The 15,254-nt window shown below is 69.6% G+C and carries 14 protein-coding genes; 11 read left to right on the top strand and 3 right to left on the bottom strand.

What is annotated here, in order from left to right:
* The first annotated feature begins 12 nt into the window (after positions 1-12).
* On the top strand, positions 13-441 hold the full coding sequence (gene rbfA / locus H9633_RS00850; RefSeq protein ID WP_191711764.1) for a 30S ribosome-binding factor RbfA: 429 nt from the start codon (positions 13-15) through the stop codon (positions 439-441).
* 6 nt (positions 442-447) lie between these two features.
* On the opposite strand, the gene H9633_RS00845 is transcribed toward rbfA, so the two are convergent.
* Positions 448-1,350, bottom strand: coding sequence for an A/G-specific adenine glycosylase (locus H9633_RS00845; protein WP_191711763.1), 903 nt, complete (start codon positions 1,348-1,350; stop codon positions 448-450).
* A gap of 73 nt (positions 1,351-1,423) precedes the next feature.
* Here H9633_RS00845 and truB point away from each other — a divergent pair, with 73 nt between their 5' ends.
* The 6 genes from truB (at position 1,424) to H9633_RS00815 (ending at position 7,683) form a co-directional block, all read left to right on the top strand.
* Positions 1,424-2,317 (top strand): tRNA pseudouridine(55) synthase TruB, encoded by an 894-nt coding sequence (gene truB / locus H9633_RS00840; RefSeq protein ID WP_191711762.1) that lies wholly within the window; start codon positions 1,424-1,426, stop codon positions 2,315-2,317.
* A complete protein-coding gene (locus H9633_RS00835; RefSeq protein WP_071642296.1) occupies positions 2,314-2,682 on the top strand; it encodes a hypothetical protein in 369 nt (122 codons plus the stop codon). Before truB ends, H9633_RS00835 begins: the two co-directional genes overlap by 4 nt.
* Positions 2,683-2,753: 71 nt before the next feature.
* Positions 2,754-3,146: a hypothetical protein gene (locus H9633_RS00830; protein WP_191712884.1), complete on the top strand. Its 393-nt coding sequence runs from the start codon at positions 2,754-2,756 to the stop codon at positions 3,144-3,146.
* A complete protein-coding gene (locus H9633_RS00825) occupies positions 3,143-4,090 on the top strand; it encodes a bifunctional riboflavin kinase/FAD synthetase (protein WP_191711761.1) in 948 nt (315 codons plus the stop codon). The genes H9633_RS00830 and H9633_RS00825 overlap by 4 nt, the downstream gene beginning before the upstream one ends.
* 196 nt (positions 4,091-4,286) lie before the next feature.
* Positions 4,287-6,431, top strand: coding sequence for a DEAD/DEAH box helicase (locus tag H9633_RS00820; protein WP_191711760.1), 2,145 nt, complete (start codon positions 4,287-4,289; stop codon positions 6,429-6,431).
* A gap of 223 nt (positions 6,432-6,654) precedes the next feature.
* Positions 6,655-7,683 (top strand): ATP-dependent 6-phosphofructokinase, encoded by a 1,029-nt coding sequence (locus tag H9633_RS00815; protein WP_071642302.1) that lies wholly within the window; start codon positions 6,655-6,657, stop codon positions 7,681-7,683.
* Positions 7,684-7,735: 52 nt separating this feature from the next.
* Here H9633_RS00815 and H9633_RS00810 read toward each other — a convergent pair whose 3' ends face one another.
* Complete coding sequence (locus H9633_RS00810) at positions 7,736-9,856, bottom strand: S9 family peptidase (protein WP_318247160.1); 2,121 nt, start codon at positions 9,854-9,856, stop codon at positions 7,736-7,738.
* Positions 9,857-10,006: 150 nt separating this feature from the next.
* Between H9633_RS00810 and H9633_RS00805 the strand changes: the two genes are divergently transcribed.
* The 4 genes from H9633_RS00805 (at position 10,007) to H9633_RS00790 (ending at position 14,277) form a co-directional block, all read left to right on the top strand.
* On the top strand, positions 10,007-11,482 hold the full coding sequence (locus tag H9633_RS00805) for an inorganic phosphate transporter (RefSeq protein WP_083428659.1): 1,476 nt from the start codon (positions 10,007-10,009) through the stop codon (positions 11,480-11,482).
* On the top strand, positions 11,479-11,808 hold the full coding sequence (locus tag H9633_RS00800; RefSeq protein ID WP_071642304.1) for a peptidase: 330 nt from the start codon (positions 11,479-11,481) through the stop codon (positions 11,806-11,808). The genes H9633_RS00805 and H9633_RS00800 overlap by 4 nt, the downstream gene beginning before the upstream one ends.
* Positions 11,809-11,846: 38 nt before the next feature.
* Positions 11,847-12,755, top strand: coding sequence for a phosphodiesterase (locus tag H9633_RS00795; protein WP_191711759.1), 909 nt, complete (start codon positions 11,847-11,849; stop codon positions 12,753-12,755).
* 61 nt (positions 12,756-12,816) lie between these two features.
* Positions 12,817-14,277 (top strand): aspartate ammonia-lyase, encoded by a 1,461-nt coding sequence (locus H9633_RS00790; protein WP_071642308.1) that lies wholly within the window; start codon positions 12,817-12,819, stop codon positions 14,275-14,277.
* A gap of 67 nt (positions 14,278-14,344) precedes the next feature.
* On the opposite strand, the gene H9633_RS00785 is transcribed toward H9633_RS00790, so the two are convergent.
* The gene (locus H9633_RS00785) at positions 14,345-15,214 is read right to left on the bottom strand and encodes a fumarylacetoacetate hydrolase family protein (RefSeq protein WP_191711758.1); all 870 of its coding nucleotides are present in this window, start codon (positions 15,212-15,214) and stop codon (positions 14,345-14,347) included.
* Between the last annotated feature and the right edge of the window lie 40 nt (positions 15,215-15,254).

The raw sequence follows: 15,254 nt of genomic DNA, 5'->3' as shown, positions 1-15,254 counted from the left end.
GGGGATAGGAACATGGCTGGAGAACGACAGGCACGACTCGCGGATCGCATCCGCGTCATCCTCGCCGAGCGTCTCGAGAAGGGACTGCGCGATCCGCGTCTCGGGTTCGTGACCATCACGGAGGTGCGCGTCTCGGGCGACCTGCAGCACGCCTCCGTGTTCTACACCGTGCTGGGCACGGATGAGGAGCGCGTGGCGAGCGGCGCCGCACTCACCTCGGCGACCGGGCTGCTGCGCAAGGAGGTCGGGCGTCAGCTGAACGTGCGGCTCGTGCCCACGCTCGAGTTCATCCCGGACGCGCTGCCGGAGAGCGCCGGACACATCGCCGACCTTCTGCGCGAAGCGCGTGAGCGCGACGCCGAGGTGGCCAAGCTGGCCTCGTCGGCGACGCACGCCGGTGAAGCCGACCCGTACCGGCGCGACGACGAGGACGAGGACTGATCCCGATCAGCGGGGGAGCATGAGCGTTCCGCCGACGGCCGCGACGGGGCCGTCGGCGATGAGCGAGTCGATCGCGCGGTCGCGCTGGACGGGATCGGGCCAGTCGGCGACGACCTCATCGGCCGCCCGGCGATGGTCCTCAGCGGTGCGCAGCGCGCGGAGCACCGCCCCGCGCGCCTGACGGTCCGAGCCCTCGAAGCGCGCCTGCCGACGACGCGTGTCACCGGTGTCCGGTCGCCCTGCGGTCAGCCACGCGCATCCGGATGCCAGCGGGCACACCTCGCATCTCGGCGCACGCGCCGTGCAGACCACCGCGCCGAGCTCCATCATGGCGGCGTTGAAGATGGTCGACTCCTCGACATCGTCGGGGAGCAGCTCGGCCATCCGCGCGAGATCCCGCTTCGCGGGCGGGCCGGGCTGGGAGCGGCCGTCGACGGCGCGCGCGATGACGCGCCGCGTGTTCGTGTCGACCACCGGGTGCCGGTCTCCGTAGTGGAAGACGGCCACCGCCCGGGCGGTGTACTCGCCGATCCCGGACAGAGCCAGCAGCGCGGGCACGTCGCGGGGCACGACCCCGCCGTGGCGCTCCACGATCTCCAGCGCCGCCCGGTGCAGCCACAGCGCGCGCCTCGGGTAGCCGAGGTTGGACCACTGATGCACGACCTCCGCGGGGGTGGCGTTCGACATCGCAGACGGGGTCGGCCAGCGGCGCAGCCACGCCTCCAGGTGCGGGATGACCCGGGCCACCGGCGTCTGCTGCAGCATGAACTCGCTCACCAGGGTTCCCCAGGCGCCGTGATCCGCAGCGAACTCCGCGCGCCGCCAGGGCAGGTCACGTGCCGTCGCCGCGTACCAGTCCAGCAGCTCGCCACGCCACACGGGCGCGGGCGTCGATGAGGGCGCGAGCATCCGACCAGCCTATGCCGACGGCATCCCCGCTCGTCCCGTCGGCGCACCGAGGCGCACGCTCTAGGCTTGAGGAATGGTCTCACCCGGCATCCTGCTCGTCGACAAGCCCGGCGGGCTGACCAGTCACGACGTGGTCGCCCGCACACGACGGGCCTTCGGCACGCGCAAGGTCGGGCACGCCGGGACGCTCGACCCGATGGCGACGGGGCTGCTGGTGATCGGTATCGAGGGGGCCACCCGGCTGCTCACCTACATCGTCGGCGCCGACAAGACCTACACCGCGACGATCCGGCTCGGCATGCGCACCTCCACGGACGACGCCGAGGGCGAGATCGTCGAGCGCGTCGAGGCCGGTGCCCTCGACGCGGTGACCGACGCAGGCATCGCCGCGGGCATCACCGCCCTCACCGGCGCGATCTCTCAGGTGCCGAGCTCGGTCTCGGCGATCAAGGTCGACGGCAGGCGCGCCTACGACCGCGTTCGGGCCGGCGAAGAGGTCGAGCTCGCGGCCAGGCAGGTGACCGTCTCGCGCTTCGACGTGATCGATATCAGGCGCGAGGACGGCGTCGTCGACGTCGACGTCGTCGTGGACTGCTCCTCGGGAACCTACATCCGCGCCCTCGCCAGGGATCTGGGCGCGGCGCTCGGCGTCGGAGGCCACCTCACGGTGCTCCGGCGCACCCGGGTGGGCGGCTTCGCCATCGCCGACGCGGTCGGGATCGACGCGCTCTCCGATGCGCGGACACTGACCCCCGCCGAGGCGGCAGCGCGCACCATGCCCGTGCTGCCGGTGACGGCAGACGAGGCGACCGACCTGCGCCACGGCAAGCGCCTGCACGGGCAGGCCGGGCGGCTGGCGGGACCGGAGGTCGCCGCGATCGACCCCGAGGGCCTGCTCGTCGGCGTCGTCGAGGCTCGAGGAAAGGACATCAAGAGCGCCATGAACATGCCGGAGGGGCAGCGATGATCCTGTGGTTCACCATCACCCAGATCGCCGTCGCGTGCGCCGCCGGGGTGTTCTGCCTCATCGCCGGACTCGCCGGACGTCGTCCGAGCGACTGGACCGTCGGCAGCCTGCTGCTGGTCGAGCTGCTGCTCATCGTGCAGGTGATCATGGCGATCATCGCCCCGCTGGCGGGCAACCCGCCCACCGGCGACCTGCTCGAGTTCTGGGTGTACCTCGTCTCGGCCGTCCTGCTGCCCATCGGCGGTGCGGCATGGGCCCTGCTCGACCGCACGCGGTGGAGCACGGTCATCCTCGGGGTGATCGGCCTGTCGCTGGCGATCATGCTCTGGCGGATGAACGCCATCTGGACGATCCAGGTCGCGTGACCGCGCCGGTCGGGGCCGTCGTCGCGCGTAAGATGGACGACGCAATGTCCCACACCGTTTCGCGCGCCCGGATGACGGGCATCGGCCGAGTTCTCGTCATCGTCTACGCCGTGATGGCGCTGGCGGCCACCGGTCGCAGCTTCGTCCAGATCGTCCGCCGCTTCGATGAGGCACCCCTCGCGTACAGCCTCTCGGCGCTCGCGGCAGCGGTGTACATCCTGGCGACGCTCGCCCTGGTGCTCGCCCGCCGGCGCGGCTGGTACACGGTCGCCTGGGTGGCGATCGTGTTCGAGCTGACCGGCGTGCTCGTGGTCGGCGCGCTCAGCCTGCTGGTGCCGTCGCTGTTCGGCCACGACAGCGTCTGGTCGTACTTCGGCATGGGCTACCTCTTCGTGCCGCTCGTGCTGCCGGTGTTCGGCCTGTGGTGGCTGCGCACGCACCGCCCGCAGGCGGAGGCCGCATGATCGTCTTCCGTGATCCGGCTGAGGTTCCTGCCGACTTCGGTCCCTGCGTCGTGGCGATCGGCAAGTTCGACGGCGTGCACGTCGGACACCGAGCCGTCATCGAGCGGATGCGGGAGGACGCCCGCGCCATCGGCGCCCGCACGGTCGCCGTGACCTTCGACCGCAATCCGCTCGAGGTGCTGCGCCCTGAGCTGTGCCCGGAGAACGTCGTCGGCACCGAGCGCAAGGTCGAGCTCCTCGGAGAACTCGATCTCGACGCGACGCTCGTGCTGACATTCGACCGCGCGCTGGCATCCCTGCCGGCGGAGGACTTCGTCTGCGACATCCTGGTCGACTCCCTGCACGCGGCCATGATCCTCGTCGGCCGGGACTTCCGCTTCGGCCGGGGAGGTGCGGGCGATCCGGACCTGCTGCACAGACTCGGTCCGCAGCACGGCTTCACCGTCGACGTGGTCGACGACGTCACTCCCGAAGGCGGTGGCCGCCGGGTGTCGTCGACGTGGGTGCGCGAGCTGCTCGCCGCGGGCGACGTCGCGCAGGCGGCGAGCGTGCTCGGTCGGCCGGTCACCGTGAGCGGCGAGGTCGTGCACGGACTCAAGCGCGGCCGCGAGCTCGGGTTCCCGACCGCCAACCTGTCGGAGATGATCGACGCCCTGGCCCCGGCCGACGGAGTGTACGCGGGCTGGCTGCACGACCACGCCACGGGCATCCGCCATCCCGCCGCGATCTCTGTAGGCACCAATCCCACGTTCGACGACGTCGAGCGCCGCCAGGTGGAGGCGCACGTGCTCGACGAGACCGGACTCGATCTGTACGGGCATCGCGTGACCGTCGAGTTCACCGACCACCTGCGCGGGATGGTGGCGTTCGAGGGGATGGATGCGCTCATCGTGCAGATGGCGGATGACGTGTCGGTCGCCCGTGAGCGACTCGGCATCGCTTGATCCGGCAGGCGACTCGCCGTATCATCTGGGTCGGAGAGGGCCGGATGGCCTAAACTCTTAGCAGTGCTCGTCGACAGCCGCAGTATGCGTGCAGCCGAGCACCGAGATCCGCACGGTCCTGGCTGGCGCCACACGCGGATGACAGCAACGAACCGAAGGCCGCTTCGGCACTTCGGCACTCACGCTCAGGAGGAGCATGCCGAGCACGGCGACCGCCGCCCAGCGGCGAAAGAAGACGTCCCGTCGAGATGAAGAGGCGCCGCTGATCCCGATCCTCGCGCGCAAGGTGCGCGAGATCGAGGCCAAGGCGCAGCGGGCCAAGCTGGGCCCGACCAACCGGGTGAAGTTCCAGGTGATCGCTTTCCTGGTGCGCGAGGAGCGCGCCAGGGTGAAGGCCGACCCTGAGGTGACCGACGCCGCCCGCGCGGAGCTGCTCAAGCGGCTCGACGGAGTCGCCACGATCCTCGCGAAGACGGCCGCCCGCGACACCTCGCTGATCCAGCTGCTCGAAGCCGACCAGGCCACATCGCCCGTCGCGAAGCGGATGCGTCGCGACTGGCTGCTGGAGTCGGGGGCCGAGCTGGCACCCGAGGAGCTGGTGATCACCGACATCGCGCCGATCGTGCAGACCCCGGTGGTCCCGGCCGCTCTCGCCGAGAAGCAGGTCACCCCGCCGTCGATCGAGTCGCGTCTGCTGGCTTCGCCGTTCCTCGCCCCCGACCTCACCCCCCGGCCCGCGGCCGTGCCACGCCGGCGGCTCGACGGGTGGGAGCTGATGGGGCCGCTGTACAAGGCGTTCGAATCCGGCGCCGGCGGGGGAGCGGCGACGATGGACCTGCCCCCGACGCCCGAGTACGACCACATCTCGCCCAAGGGCCGCGAGGTCATGGTGCACCAGTCTCGCTTCGTCGAGGCGGTGCGCTCCGGGCATCGCAGCTTCCTGCTCGCCGACGAGCCGGGCCTGGGCAAGACCGCGCAGTCGGTGCTCGCCGCCTCGGTCGCGAACGCCTACCCTCTGCTCGTCGTCGTGCCGAACGTGGTCAAGATGAACTGGGCGCGCGAGGTCGAGCGGTGGACGCCGCAGCGTCGCGCCGCCGTCATCCAGGGCGACGGCACCGACATCGACGCGTTCGCCGACGTCTTCATCGTCAACTACGAGATCCTCGACCGGCACCTGTCGTGGCTCGGCTCGATCGGCCTGAAGGGCATGGTCGTCGACGAGGCGCACTTCATCAAGAACCTGTCGTCGCAGCGCTCGCAGAACGTGCTGGCCCTCGCGGCCCGCATCCGCGACCGGGAGCGCAAGCCGCTGATGCTCGCTCTGACGGGAACCCCGCTGATCAACGACGTCGAGGACTTCGACGCGATCTGGCGCTTCCTCGGCTGGACGAACGGCGAGAAGCCCGAGCCGGAGCTGATGGCGAAGCTGGATGCCACGGGTCTGACGCCTGCCGACAAGTCCTTCTACGCCGAGGCGCGCGAAGCCGTGATCTCGATGGGCATCGTGCGGCGGAAGAAGAAGGATGTCGCCGCGGACCTGCCCGACAAGCTCATCGCCGATCTGCCGGTGCAGCTGGACGACGAGTTCGGCCGCGGCATCCGGGCGGCGGAGCGTGAGCTGGGTGAGCGGATGGCCGCGAAGTACCGCCGGATCGTCGAAGCCCGCACGGCTGCGCACGGCCCGGCCGTGTCGACCCGGATCGACGAGGATATCGTGCGTCTGGTCGCGCACAACGAGCTCGAGGAGTCGAAGGCCGCCGGAGCGGGTGGTGACAACGTGTTCACCATGGTGCGCAGGATCGGGCAGGCGAAGGCGTTGCTGGCCGCAGACTACGCCGCGCAGCTGCAGCGGTCGGTCGGAAAGGTCGTGTTCTTCGCGAAGCACATCGACGTGATGGATCAGGCCGAGGCGCACTTCGCCGCAGCGGGGATCAGGTCGGTGTCGATCCGAGGGGACCAGACCACGCCCGTGCGTCAGCAGGCGATCGATGCGTTCAACACCGACCCCGAGGTGGGCGTCGCGGTGTGCTCGCTCACCGCCGCCGGAGTCGGCGTGAATCTGCAGGTCGCCTCGAACGTCGTGCTCGCAGAGCTGAGCTGGACCGCGGCCGAGCAGACCCAGGCGATCGACCGCGTGCACCGGATCGGCCAGGATGAGCCGGTCACCGCGTGGCGCATCATCGCCGCGCACACGATCGACACGAAGATCGCCGAGCTGATCGACCAGAAGCAGGGGCTCGCCGCGCGTGCCCTCGACGGTGAGGCCGTCGTCGAGGAGCCGGGCGAGTCGGTGCAGATGGCCGCGCTGATGCACCTGCTGCGGGAGGCTCTCGGCTCCTAGGGCCGTGCACTCCGATGCGGGCGTTAAGAACTTTGATTCTTAGCGCCCGCATTCGTCTGTTCTGCGGAGATCCGCCCAAGAATCCCGCATCGCGGCCACAGTGCTGGCAAGATCATTCGTTTTCGCGCGTGCGGAATGGCTTTTCGACACCGAGGGGCGCTAGGGTCGAGAACGGGCAGTGTCGCCTCTTCTACCCGTTCCCCTGACGCACGAAGGCAGCAGCATGAAGATCGGCATCCTCACCAGCGGCGGCGACTGCCCCGGCCTCAACGCGGTCATCCGCGGCATCGTGCTCAAGGGCACCACGACGTACGATCTCGAGTTCGTCGGAATCCGCGACGGCTGGCGAGGCGTCGTCGACGGTGACTTCTTCCCCCTGACCCGCCACGAGGTGAAGGGCCTGTCGAAGGTCGGCGGCACGATCCTCGGTACGAGCCGCACCAACCCGTACGAGGGCACGCGCGGCGGAGCCGAGAACATCGCCAAGACCCTGTACGGTCACCGGATCGACGGCATCGTCGCGATCGGCGGCGAGGGGACCCTCGCGGCCGCCGACCGTCTGGCCAAGGACGGCATCAACGTGCTCGGCGTGCCGAAGACGATCGACAACGATCTGCGCGCGACCGACTACTCGTTCGGCTTCGACACCGCCGTCAACATCGCGACCGACGCGATGGACCGCCTGCGCACGACCGGGGACTCGCACCAGCGCTGCATGGTCGCCGAGGTCATGGGCCGGCACGTGGGCTGGATCGCCCTGCACGCCGGGATGGCGGCCGGCGCGCACGTCATCTGCATCCCCGAGGTGCCGATGTCGATGGACGAGATCTGCTCGCTGGTCAGCAGCGCCGCCGCCCGCGGTCGCGCACCGCTCGTCGTCGTGTCGGAGGGCTTCACGCTCAAGGGCATGGACGAGGCGTACAGCGACAAGGGCCTCGACGCGTTCAACCGCCCCCGCCTGGGCGGGATCAGCGAGATCCTCGCCCCGGAGATCGAGCGGATCACCGGCATCGAGACGCGATCGACTGTGCTGGGGCACATCCAGCGCGGCGGATCCCCGTCGGGGTTCGACCGGGTCCTCGCGACCCGACTCGGCCTGCACGCCGCCGACGCCCTCGTCGACGGAGCCTGGGGGCAGATGGTGGCCATGCGCGGCACCGACATCGTCCGGGTGCCGTTCGCCGAGGCGCTGGGCGAGCTGAACACCGTGCCGCGCAGCCGCTACGACGAAGCGGCCGCGCTGTTCGGCTGAACCCTGCAGACGACGCTCGGGCACCCGGTCGGATGCCCGAGCGACCGGTCCGTCAGGCGGCCAGGCCGAGCACGTCCAGCATCCACGCGATCTCGAACGCGCGCTCGCGCCAGGAGTTGTAGCGTCCGCTGACCCCGCCGTGGCCCGCCGACATCTCGCACTTCATCATCACGTCCTGCGCGCCCGCGTAGCGCAGAGCCGCAACCCACTTGGCCGGCTCGACGTACAGCACGCGGGTGTCGTTGAGCGATGTCATCGCCAGGATCCGCGGATAGCCGACACCCTCGCGGATGTTCTCGTACGGCGTGTACGACTTCATGTACGCGTACACCTCGGGGTCGTGAAGCGGGTCGCCCCACTCGTCCCACTCGACCACGGTGAGCGGCAGCGAGGGGTCGAGGATGGAGGTGAGCGCGTCGACGAAGGGCACGCCGGCGAGGATGCCGGCGAACAGGTCGGGGGCGAGGTTGGCGACGGCGCCCATGAGCAGTCCACCCGCGCTGCCGCCTTCGGCGACGAGCCGCTCGGGGGCGGTCACGCCGGTGTCGACGAGGTGCTGTGCGCACGCGACGAAGTCGGTGAAGGTGTTGCGCTTGTGCAGCTCCTTGCCCTGCTCGTACCAGTGTCGGCCCATCTCGCCGCCGCCGCGCACGTGAGCGACCGCGAAGATCACACCGCGATCGAGCATCGACAGGCGCATGGTCGAGAACCCCGGATCGATCGAGTGCTCGTACGATCCGTAGCCGTAGAGGTGGAGGGGGCGCGGCTCGACACCGGGCTCGCCGAACGAGCGCTGCCACACCAGCGAGATCGGCACCAGGGTGCCGTCGGGCGCCGTCGCCCAGACCCGCTGCTGACTGTAGTCGGCCGGGTCGTACCCGCCGAGGACGGCCATCTGCTTGCGCAGGTGCTTCTCGCCGGTCGCGACATCGAGGTCGAGCACCTGGGGCGGCGTCACGAACGATGTGTACGTCATCCGCAGGAAGGGCGAGTGCCACTCGGGGTTGGCGCTGAAGTAGGCGTCGAACAGGGGTTCGTCGAAGTCCACCTCGTCGAGCTCACCCGTCGCGAGATCCATGATCGCCGACCGCACCAGGCCCTCGCTGCGGTACTCGACGGTGGCGAAGTCGCGGAAGCAGTCCACGTCGATGATCCGCCTGCCCTGACGGTGCGGGATCAGCACCCGTCGCTCTCCCTGCGGCTCGGATGCCGCCACCGAGACGAGCTCGAAGTCCAGGGCGTCGGCGTTGTGCAGGATCAGCAGGCGATCCTGCCCGTCGACCACCGCGTGATCGACCGAGTACTCCACGCCGTCTCGGCGCGGCCACACGACCCGCGCCTGGGCGCTCAGCGGATCGGAGCTCAGTTCGGCGATGTCGATGAGCAGCTCCTCGCTGGTGATCTTCGAGCCCAGGCCGATCACGAGGTACCGGCGGCTGCGGGTGATGCCCGCGCCCATCCAGAATCGCTCGTCCGGCTCATGGAACAGCTGCACGTCGTCGTGCACAGGGGTTCCGATCCGGTGCAGCCACAGGGTGTCCGGGCGCCACGCCTCATCGCGGGTCGTGTAGAGCACGGCCGTGCCGTCCGGTGTGAAGAACGCCTGCCCGGTGTTCGGGATCACGTCGTCGAGCATCTCGCCGGATGCCAGGTCGCGCACATGCACGGTGTACAGCTCCGAGCCCTCGGCATCCACGGACCAGAGCAGTCGGGTGCCGTCATCGGAGGCATCGAACGCGCCGAGGGAGAAGAACTCGTGTCCGGCTGCTTCGACGTTGCCGTCCAGCAGCACCTCCTCACCCGGCACCGGCACTCCGGGCTCGAGCACCGGGGGCGTCCAGTCGTCGTCCTGGGCGGCGGTGCGGCAGTGGATGCCGTACTGCGCGCCTTCCTCCGTGCGGCTGTAGAACCACCAGTCGCCGCGTCGCGTGGGGACGGACAGGTCGGTCTCCTGCACCCGTGAGCGGACCTCCTCGAACAGGGTCTCGCGGAGCCCCGCGAGATGAGCGGTTCTCGCGTCGGTGTAGGCGTTCTCCGCCTCCAGGTGCGAGATCACCTCGGGATCGTCCTTGCCCCGGAGCCACTCGTAGGCGTCGTCGAAGCGGTCGCCGTGGTGGGAGCGCGTGGTGATGCGGCGGGCCGCCGCGGGCGGCTGGATGCGGGAATCGGTCACCCTGCCACGCTACCCGGCGAGTTGACCGCGACCGGGCAGGGTGGGAGGATTCATCCGGGTCCTTAACGGATGACAAACCCACGGTGAACTCTTCGTTCGTCACACGCCGATCTCTCGGCCCCTCCCTGGCAGTCCCAACGAAAGAGTCCGGTGGAAACCGCAGCCCTCATCGTCGTGCTGGTCATCGCGCTGGCGCTCTTCTTCGACTTCACCAACGGCTTCCACGACACCGCGAACGCGATGGCCACACCCATCGCCACCGGTGCGCTGAAGCCGAAGACCGCGGTGCTCCTCGCCGCGGTGCTGAACCTCGTCGGAGCGTTCCTCTCGACCGAGGTCGCGAAGACCGTGTCCGGTGGCATCATCCGCGAGGACGCGATCAGCCAGATGGGAGCGCAGGTCTTCCTCCCGCTGATCTTCGCGGGACTCATCGGCGCGATCACCTGGAACATGCTCACCTGGCTGCTGGGTCTTCCGTCCAGCTCGTCGCACGCGCTGTTCGGCGGCCTCATCGGCGCGACCCTCGTCGGGGTGGGGGCCACGGGCATCGACTTCGGGATGGTGCTGTCGAAGATCATCCTCCCCGCCGTGATCGCCCCGCTCACCGCCGGCATCATCGCGTTCATCGCCACCAAGGTGGCCTACGGGGTGACGCGCCGGTACGACGGCAAGCCCGACGGACGCTCCGGGTTCCGCTGGGGCCAGATCTTCACCTCGTCACTGGTCGCGCTCTCGCACGGCACCAACGACGCGCAGAAGACGATGGGCGTGATCACCCTGGCGCTGATCACGATCGGCTGGCAGACCGGAGACCCGAACAGCTCCGACTACCACAACCCCGAGTTCTGGGTCATCGTCGCCTGCGCGTTCACGATCGCCCTCGGCACGTACCTCGGCGGATGGCGCATCATCCGCACCCTCGGCAAGGGCCTCACCGAGGTCAAGCCCGCACAGGGCTTCGCCGCCGAGAGCTCCACCGCGGCGACGATCCTCGCCTCCAGCGCCCTGGGCTTCGCGCTCTCCACGACGCAGGTCGCCTCGGGATCGGTGATCGGCTCCGGCCTCGGCCGGCGCGGCGCCTCGGTGCGCTGGGCCACGGCCGGTCGGATCGCGATCGGCTGGCTGCTCACGCTTCCTGCGGCGGGCGGCGTCGGCGCCCTCGCCGCCCTGCTGGTCATCTGGTTCGGCAACTGGGGTGTCGCGATCGACGCGGTGCTCGCGCTCGTGATCATCGTGGGCCTGTTCATGTACTCCCGTCGCAACGCGGTGACGTCCGCGAACGCCATGAGCGACGTCGCGGAGTCCGGACTCGCGGTGGACCACCCCGAGGTGCCGGCGCCCACGCGCCGTGCCAGCCGCATGGAGCTCGTGCGCGCCCTCGAGCGCGCCGAGCGCAAGGCCGATGAGGCCGAGCGTGCCGCGCGTCGGGCGAAGAAGCTCAAGAAGGCGGGCGCATCGCCTGCCGAGGTCAAGGCGGCGAAGCGCGCGGCCGACAAGGCCGCGCTGAAGTTCGCCGATGCCGAGAAGGCCGCCCAGGAGTGGGAGAGCGCGATCGCCAGCCGCAAGGCGCGGGCCAAGCTCGCCGAGTGGGATCTCGCCGTCGACGAGCAGGAGGACGCACGATGAGCATCGACTGGGGCGCCTTCGTCAGCGTGTTCCTCGCGGCGCTGCTGGGCGCGGGCACGATCGTCCTCTTCTACGCGCTGGGTCTGCGGATGCTCGTGCGGGCAGGGCGCGTCCCTGTGGTCACCCCCGCGGAGTTCACGGATGCCATCACCGTGCTCTCCGAGAAGGAGATCAGACGCGCCGCCAAGCAGGCCGCCAAGGCGGCGCGCAAGAGCCCGCTCAGCGAAGGACAGAAGACGCTCGCCTTCGCGGCCGCGATCGGCTGCTTCGTCGTGTGCGGCGCGGCCGTCCTCGGCGGCATCCTGCTCATCGTCGTCGGCCACTGACACGCGTCCGCCCGAGAGGGCGGTTCTAGGCTGGTGGCATGTCAGCCTCGTTCGCCTTCGGCAGCCACGCCCCGGCGTCGCACGTCATCGTGCACATCAGCGATCCGCACCTGCTCGCGGGCGGTGCGCGGCTGGGAGGCCGGTTCGACGTCGACGACACCCTCCATCGCACGCTCGACGCCATCCGCGCGATGAGCAGCGATCCGGCGGCGATCGTCGTCACCGGCGACCTCGCCGATCTCGGCGAGCCCGACGCGTATCGCCGCCTGCGAGCCGCGGTCGAACCGCTCGCGGCCGACCTCGGCTGCCCGGTCGTATGGGTGGCGGGCAACCACGACGAGCGCCCGGCGCTGCGGCAGCACCTACTCGGTCTCCAGCCCAGCGAGCAGCCGATCACCGGGGCGTGGGACCTCGGCGGGCTGAGACTGGTGGCCCTGGACACGAGCGTTCCCGGCTGGCACCACGGCGACCTCGACGCCGCCCAGCTCGACTGGCTGCGCGACGTGCTGGATGAGCCCGCACCGCACGGCACGATCGTGGCCATGCATCATCCTCCGATTCCGAGCCACATCCCGCTGTTCGACATCCTCGAGCTGCGCCACCAGGACGAGCTCGCCGACGTGCTGCGGGGCAGCGACGTGCGTGCCGTCCTCGCCGGTCACCTGCACTACTCCTCGCATGGACTGTTCGCGGGCATCCCGGTCAGCGTCGCGTCCGCCACGTGCTACACGATGAACGTCGCGCGTCCCGCCGTGGAGGTGAACGGGATGGATGGCGCGCAGTCGTTCCAGCTGGTGCACGTGTACCCCGACACGATCACGCACACCGTGGTGCCGGTGGCCGAGGCGCCCACCGGTGATCACTTCACCCGCGAGTGGGCGCAGCGCATGGCATCCCTCACGCCGGAGCAGCGACTCGAGGCGTTCTCCCGCAAGCCCCCGCGCTGAAGCGTCGTAGACTGGGGCCATCCCCCGAATCCCTGATCGCCACTACCCACAAGGATGTGACATGGCCTCGTCTGAGCCTGTTGTTACCCGCACAGAGACCGATTCGATCGGAAGCATCGAGATCCCGGGTGACGCCTACTACGGCGTGCACACGCTGCGTGCCGAGCAGAACTTCCCCATCACCAAGCGCCCCATCTCGGTGTATCCCGATCTGGTGCGCGCACTCGCGATGGTCAAGCAGGCCAGCGCTCGCGCGAACAAGGAGATCGGGGTCCTCGACGCCGAGAAGGCCGACCTGATCGACGCCGCGTCTCAGCGGGTCATCGACGGCGAGTTCCACGACCAGTTCATCGTCGGCGTGATCCAGGGCGGGGCCGGCACCTCGACCAACATGAACGCCAACGAGGTCATCACCAACGTCGCCCTCGAGATGGCGGGTCGGGAGAAGGGCGATTACGCCTTCCTCTCGCCGATCGACCACACCAACCGCAGCCAGTCCACGAACGACGTGTACCCGACCGCGGTGAAGATCGGCCTCTCGCTGAACCTCGTCTCGCTGCTCGACGAGCTCGACCTGCTGCGCACGTCCTTCCTCGGCAAGGCGAACGAGTTCCACGACGTGCTCAAGGTCGGCCGCACCCAGCTGCAGGATGCCGTGCCGATGACCCTCGGCCAGGAGTTCCACGGCTTCGCGACGACCCTGGGCGAGGATCACAGCCGCCTCACTGAGAACGCGTCGCTGCTGACCGAGATCAACATGGGGGCCACCGCGATCGGCACCGGGATCACCACCCATCCCGACTACGCGCCGACCGTGCTGAAGCACCTGCGCGAGATCAGCGGGCTCGACCTCAGCACCGCGACCGACCTCGTCGAGGCCACCAGCGACACCGGCGCGTTCATGTCGTTCTCGTCGTCGCTGAAGCGCAACGCGATCAAGCTCTCGAAGATCTGCAACGACCTGCGCCTGCTCTCGTCCGGCCCGCAGGCCGGTATCGGCGAGATCAACCTGCCGGCCATGCAGGCCGGCTCCAGCATCATGCCGGGCAAGGTCAACCCCGTCATCCCCGAAGCCGTCAACCAGGTCGCGTTCGCCGTCGCGGGTGCCGACGTCACGGTGACGATGGCGGTCGAGGGCGGCCAGCTGCAGCTCAACGCCTTCGAGCCGGTCATCGCGCACTCGATCTTCCAGTCGATCACGTGGATGCGTCAGGCGATGTGGACGCTGCGGGTGAACTGCGTCGACGGGATCACCGCGAACCGCGAGCGTCTCGGCGCGATGGTGGGCGCATCGGTCGGCGTCGTCACGGCGCTGACGCCGTTCATCGGCTACGCGGCATCCGCGGCGCTCGCCAAGACCGCACTGCTCACCAACCGCAACGTCGCCGACCTCGTCGTCGAGGCAGGGCTGATGTCGCGCGAAGAGGTCATGAAGCAGATCTCGCCGGCGCGCCTGTCCGGGCTCGAGACCGTCACCGCGGCGATCCCCGTGATCGCGGCGGAAGACCTCCCGCAGTCGTAGCGCCGGAGATCGAGACGAGGCGGGTGCCCTGGGGCATCCGCCTCTTCTCGCGTTCGACCGACGCGGATCAGCCCAGGGTGCGGCAGTGCGTCGTGAGCTCGCCGATCCCGTCGACACCCACCGTGACCGTGGAGCCGTCCCGCAGGAAGATCTGCGGATCGCGCGAGTAGCCGGCGCCGCCGGGGCTGCCGGTGGAGATCAGGGTTCCCGGCTGCAGGGTGGCCGACGACGACAGGTGCGCGATCAGCGTCGCGACGCTGCGCACCATCTGCCCCGTGCTGGCGTCCTGCACGGTCTGCCCGTCGACGACGGCCCAGATGTGCAGGTCCTGCGGGTCGGGGATCTCATCAGCCGTGACGACCACGGGACCGGTCGGGGTGAAGCCGTCGAACGACTTGCATCGCGACCACTGCGCCTCCGCGAACTGGATGTCACGCGCTGTGATGTCGTTGACGACCGTGTAGCCCCAGACCGCGTCGAGCGCCTCGTCGACCGTGAGGTCTTTGGCGGGACGGCCGATGATCACGCCGAGCTCGGCCTCGTAGTCGACGGATTCGCTCAGGGCGCGCGGCCACGACGTCGTCTCGTCGTGCGCGCCGAGCGAGTTGGGCCACAGGGTGAACACCGTGGGGGCGGTGTCGGTCTTGAGGCCCAGCTCGCTCGAATGAGCGGCGTAGTTCAGGCCGACGGCGAGGATGACCGGCGGCGCGACGACGGCGGGGCCGAAGCGCATGCCCGACACCGGATGCCGTGGCGCATCGCCCGAGGCGAAGGCGGCTCGCAGCTGCGCGAGCAGCTCGTCGCCGCCCTCGATCAGCTGCTGCAGGGTCGACGGAGCGGGGGAGAGGAGGTCGCTGACGAGGATGGCCTCCGCGCCGTCGATGACGGCGAGCTGCAGGTCCTCGGAATCGCGAGCGCGCAGATGGGCGAAACGCATGCCTCTACGCTACCCGTCGCGATGCCGCCCGTGGCAGAGG

Origin of the sequence: Microbacterium commune (genome assembly GCF_014836945.1) — a bacterium.
GTDB classification, from domain to species: Bacteria; Actinomycetota; Actinomycetes; order Actinomycetales; family Microbacteriaceae; genus Microbacterium; species Microbacterium commune.
Note: the sequence above shows the minus strand (reverse complement) of the source record. Positions and strands in the feature narration are given on the sequence as shown.

What these genes read in the sequence shown, in the direction of transcription:
- rbfA (WP_191711764.1), top strand. Translation starts at nt 13, where the DNA reads ATGGCTGGAGAACGACAGGCACGACTCGCGGATCGCATCCGCGTCATC.
- H9633_RS00845 (WP_191711763.1), bottom strand. Translation starts at nt 1,350, where the DNA reads ATGCTCGCGCCCTCATCGACGCCCGCGCCCGTGTGGCGTGGCGAGCTG.
- truB (WP_191711762.1), top strand. Translation starts at nt 1,424, where the DNA reads ATGGTCTCACCCGGCATCCTGCTCGTCGACAAGCCCGGCGGGCTGACC.
- H9633_RS00835 (WP_071642296.1), top strand. Translation starts at nt 2,314, where the DNA reads ATGATCCTGTGGTTCACCATCACCCAGATCGCCGTCGCGTGCGCCGCC.
- H9633_RS00830 (WP_191712884.1), top strand. Translation starts at nt 2,754, where the DNA reads ATGACGGGCATCGGCCGAGTTCTCGTCATCGTCTACGCCGTGATGGCG.
- H9633_RS00825 (WP_191711761.1), top strand. Translation starts at nt 3,143, where the DNA reads ATGATCGTCTTCCGTGATCCGGCTGAGGTTCCTGCCGACTTCGGTCCC.
- H9633_RS00820 (WP_191711760.1), top strand. Translation starts at nt 4,287, where the DNA reads ATGCCGAGCACGGCGACCGCCGCCCAGCGGCGAAAGAAGACGTCCCGT.
- H9633_RS00815 (WP_071642302.1), top strand. Translation starts at nt 6,655, where the DNA reads ATGAAGATCGGCATCCTCACCAGCGGCGGCGACTGCCCCGGCCTCAAC.
- H9633_RS00800 (WP_071642304.1), top strand. Translation starts at nt 11,479, where the DNA reads ATGAGCATCGACTGGGGCGCCTTCGTCAGCGTGTTCCTCGCGGCGCTG.
- H9633_RS00795 (WP_191711759.1), top strand. Translation starts at nt 11,847, where the DNA reads ATGTCAGCCTCGTTCGCCTTCGGCAGCCACGCCCCGGCGTCGCACGTC.
- H9633_RS00790 (WP_071642308.1), top strand. Translation starts at nt 12,817, where the DNA reads ATGGCCTCGTCTGAGCCTGTTGTTACCCGCACAGAGACCGATTCGATC.
- H9633_RS00785 (WP_191711758.1), bottom strand. Translation starts at nt 15,214, where the DNA reads ATGCGTTTCGCCCATCTGCGCGCTCGCGATTCCGAGGACCTGCAGCTC.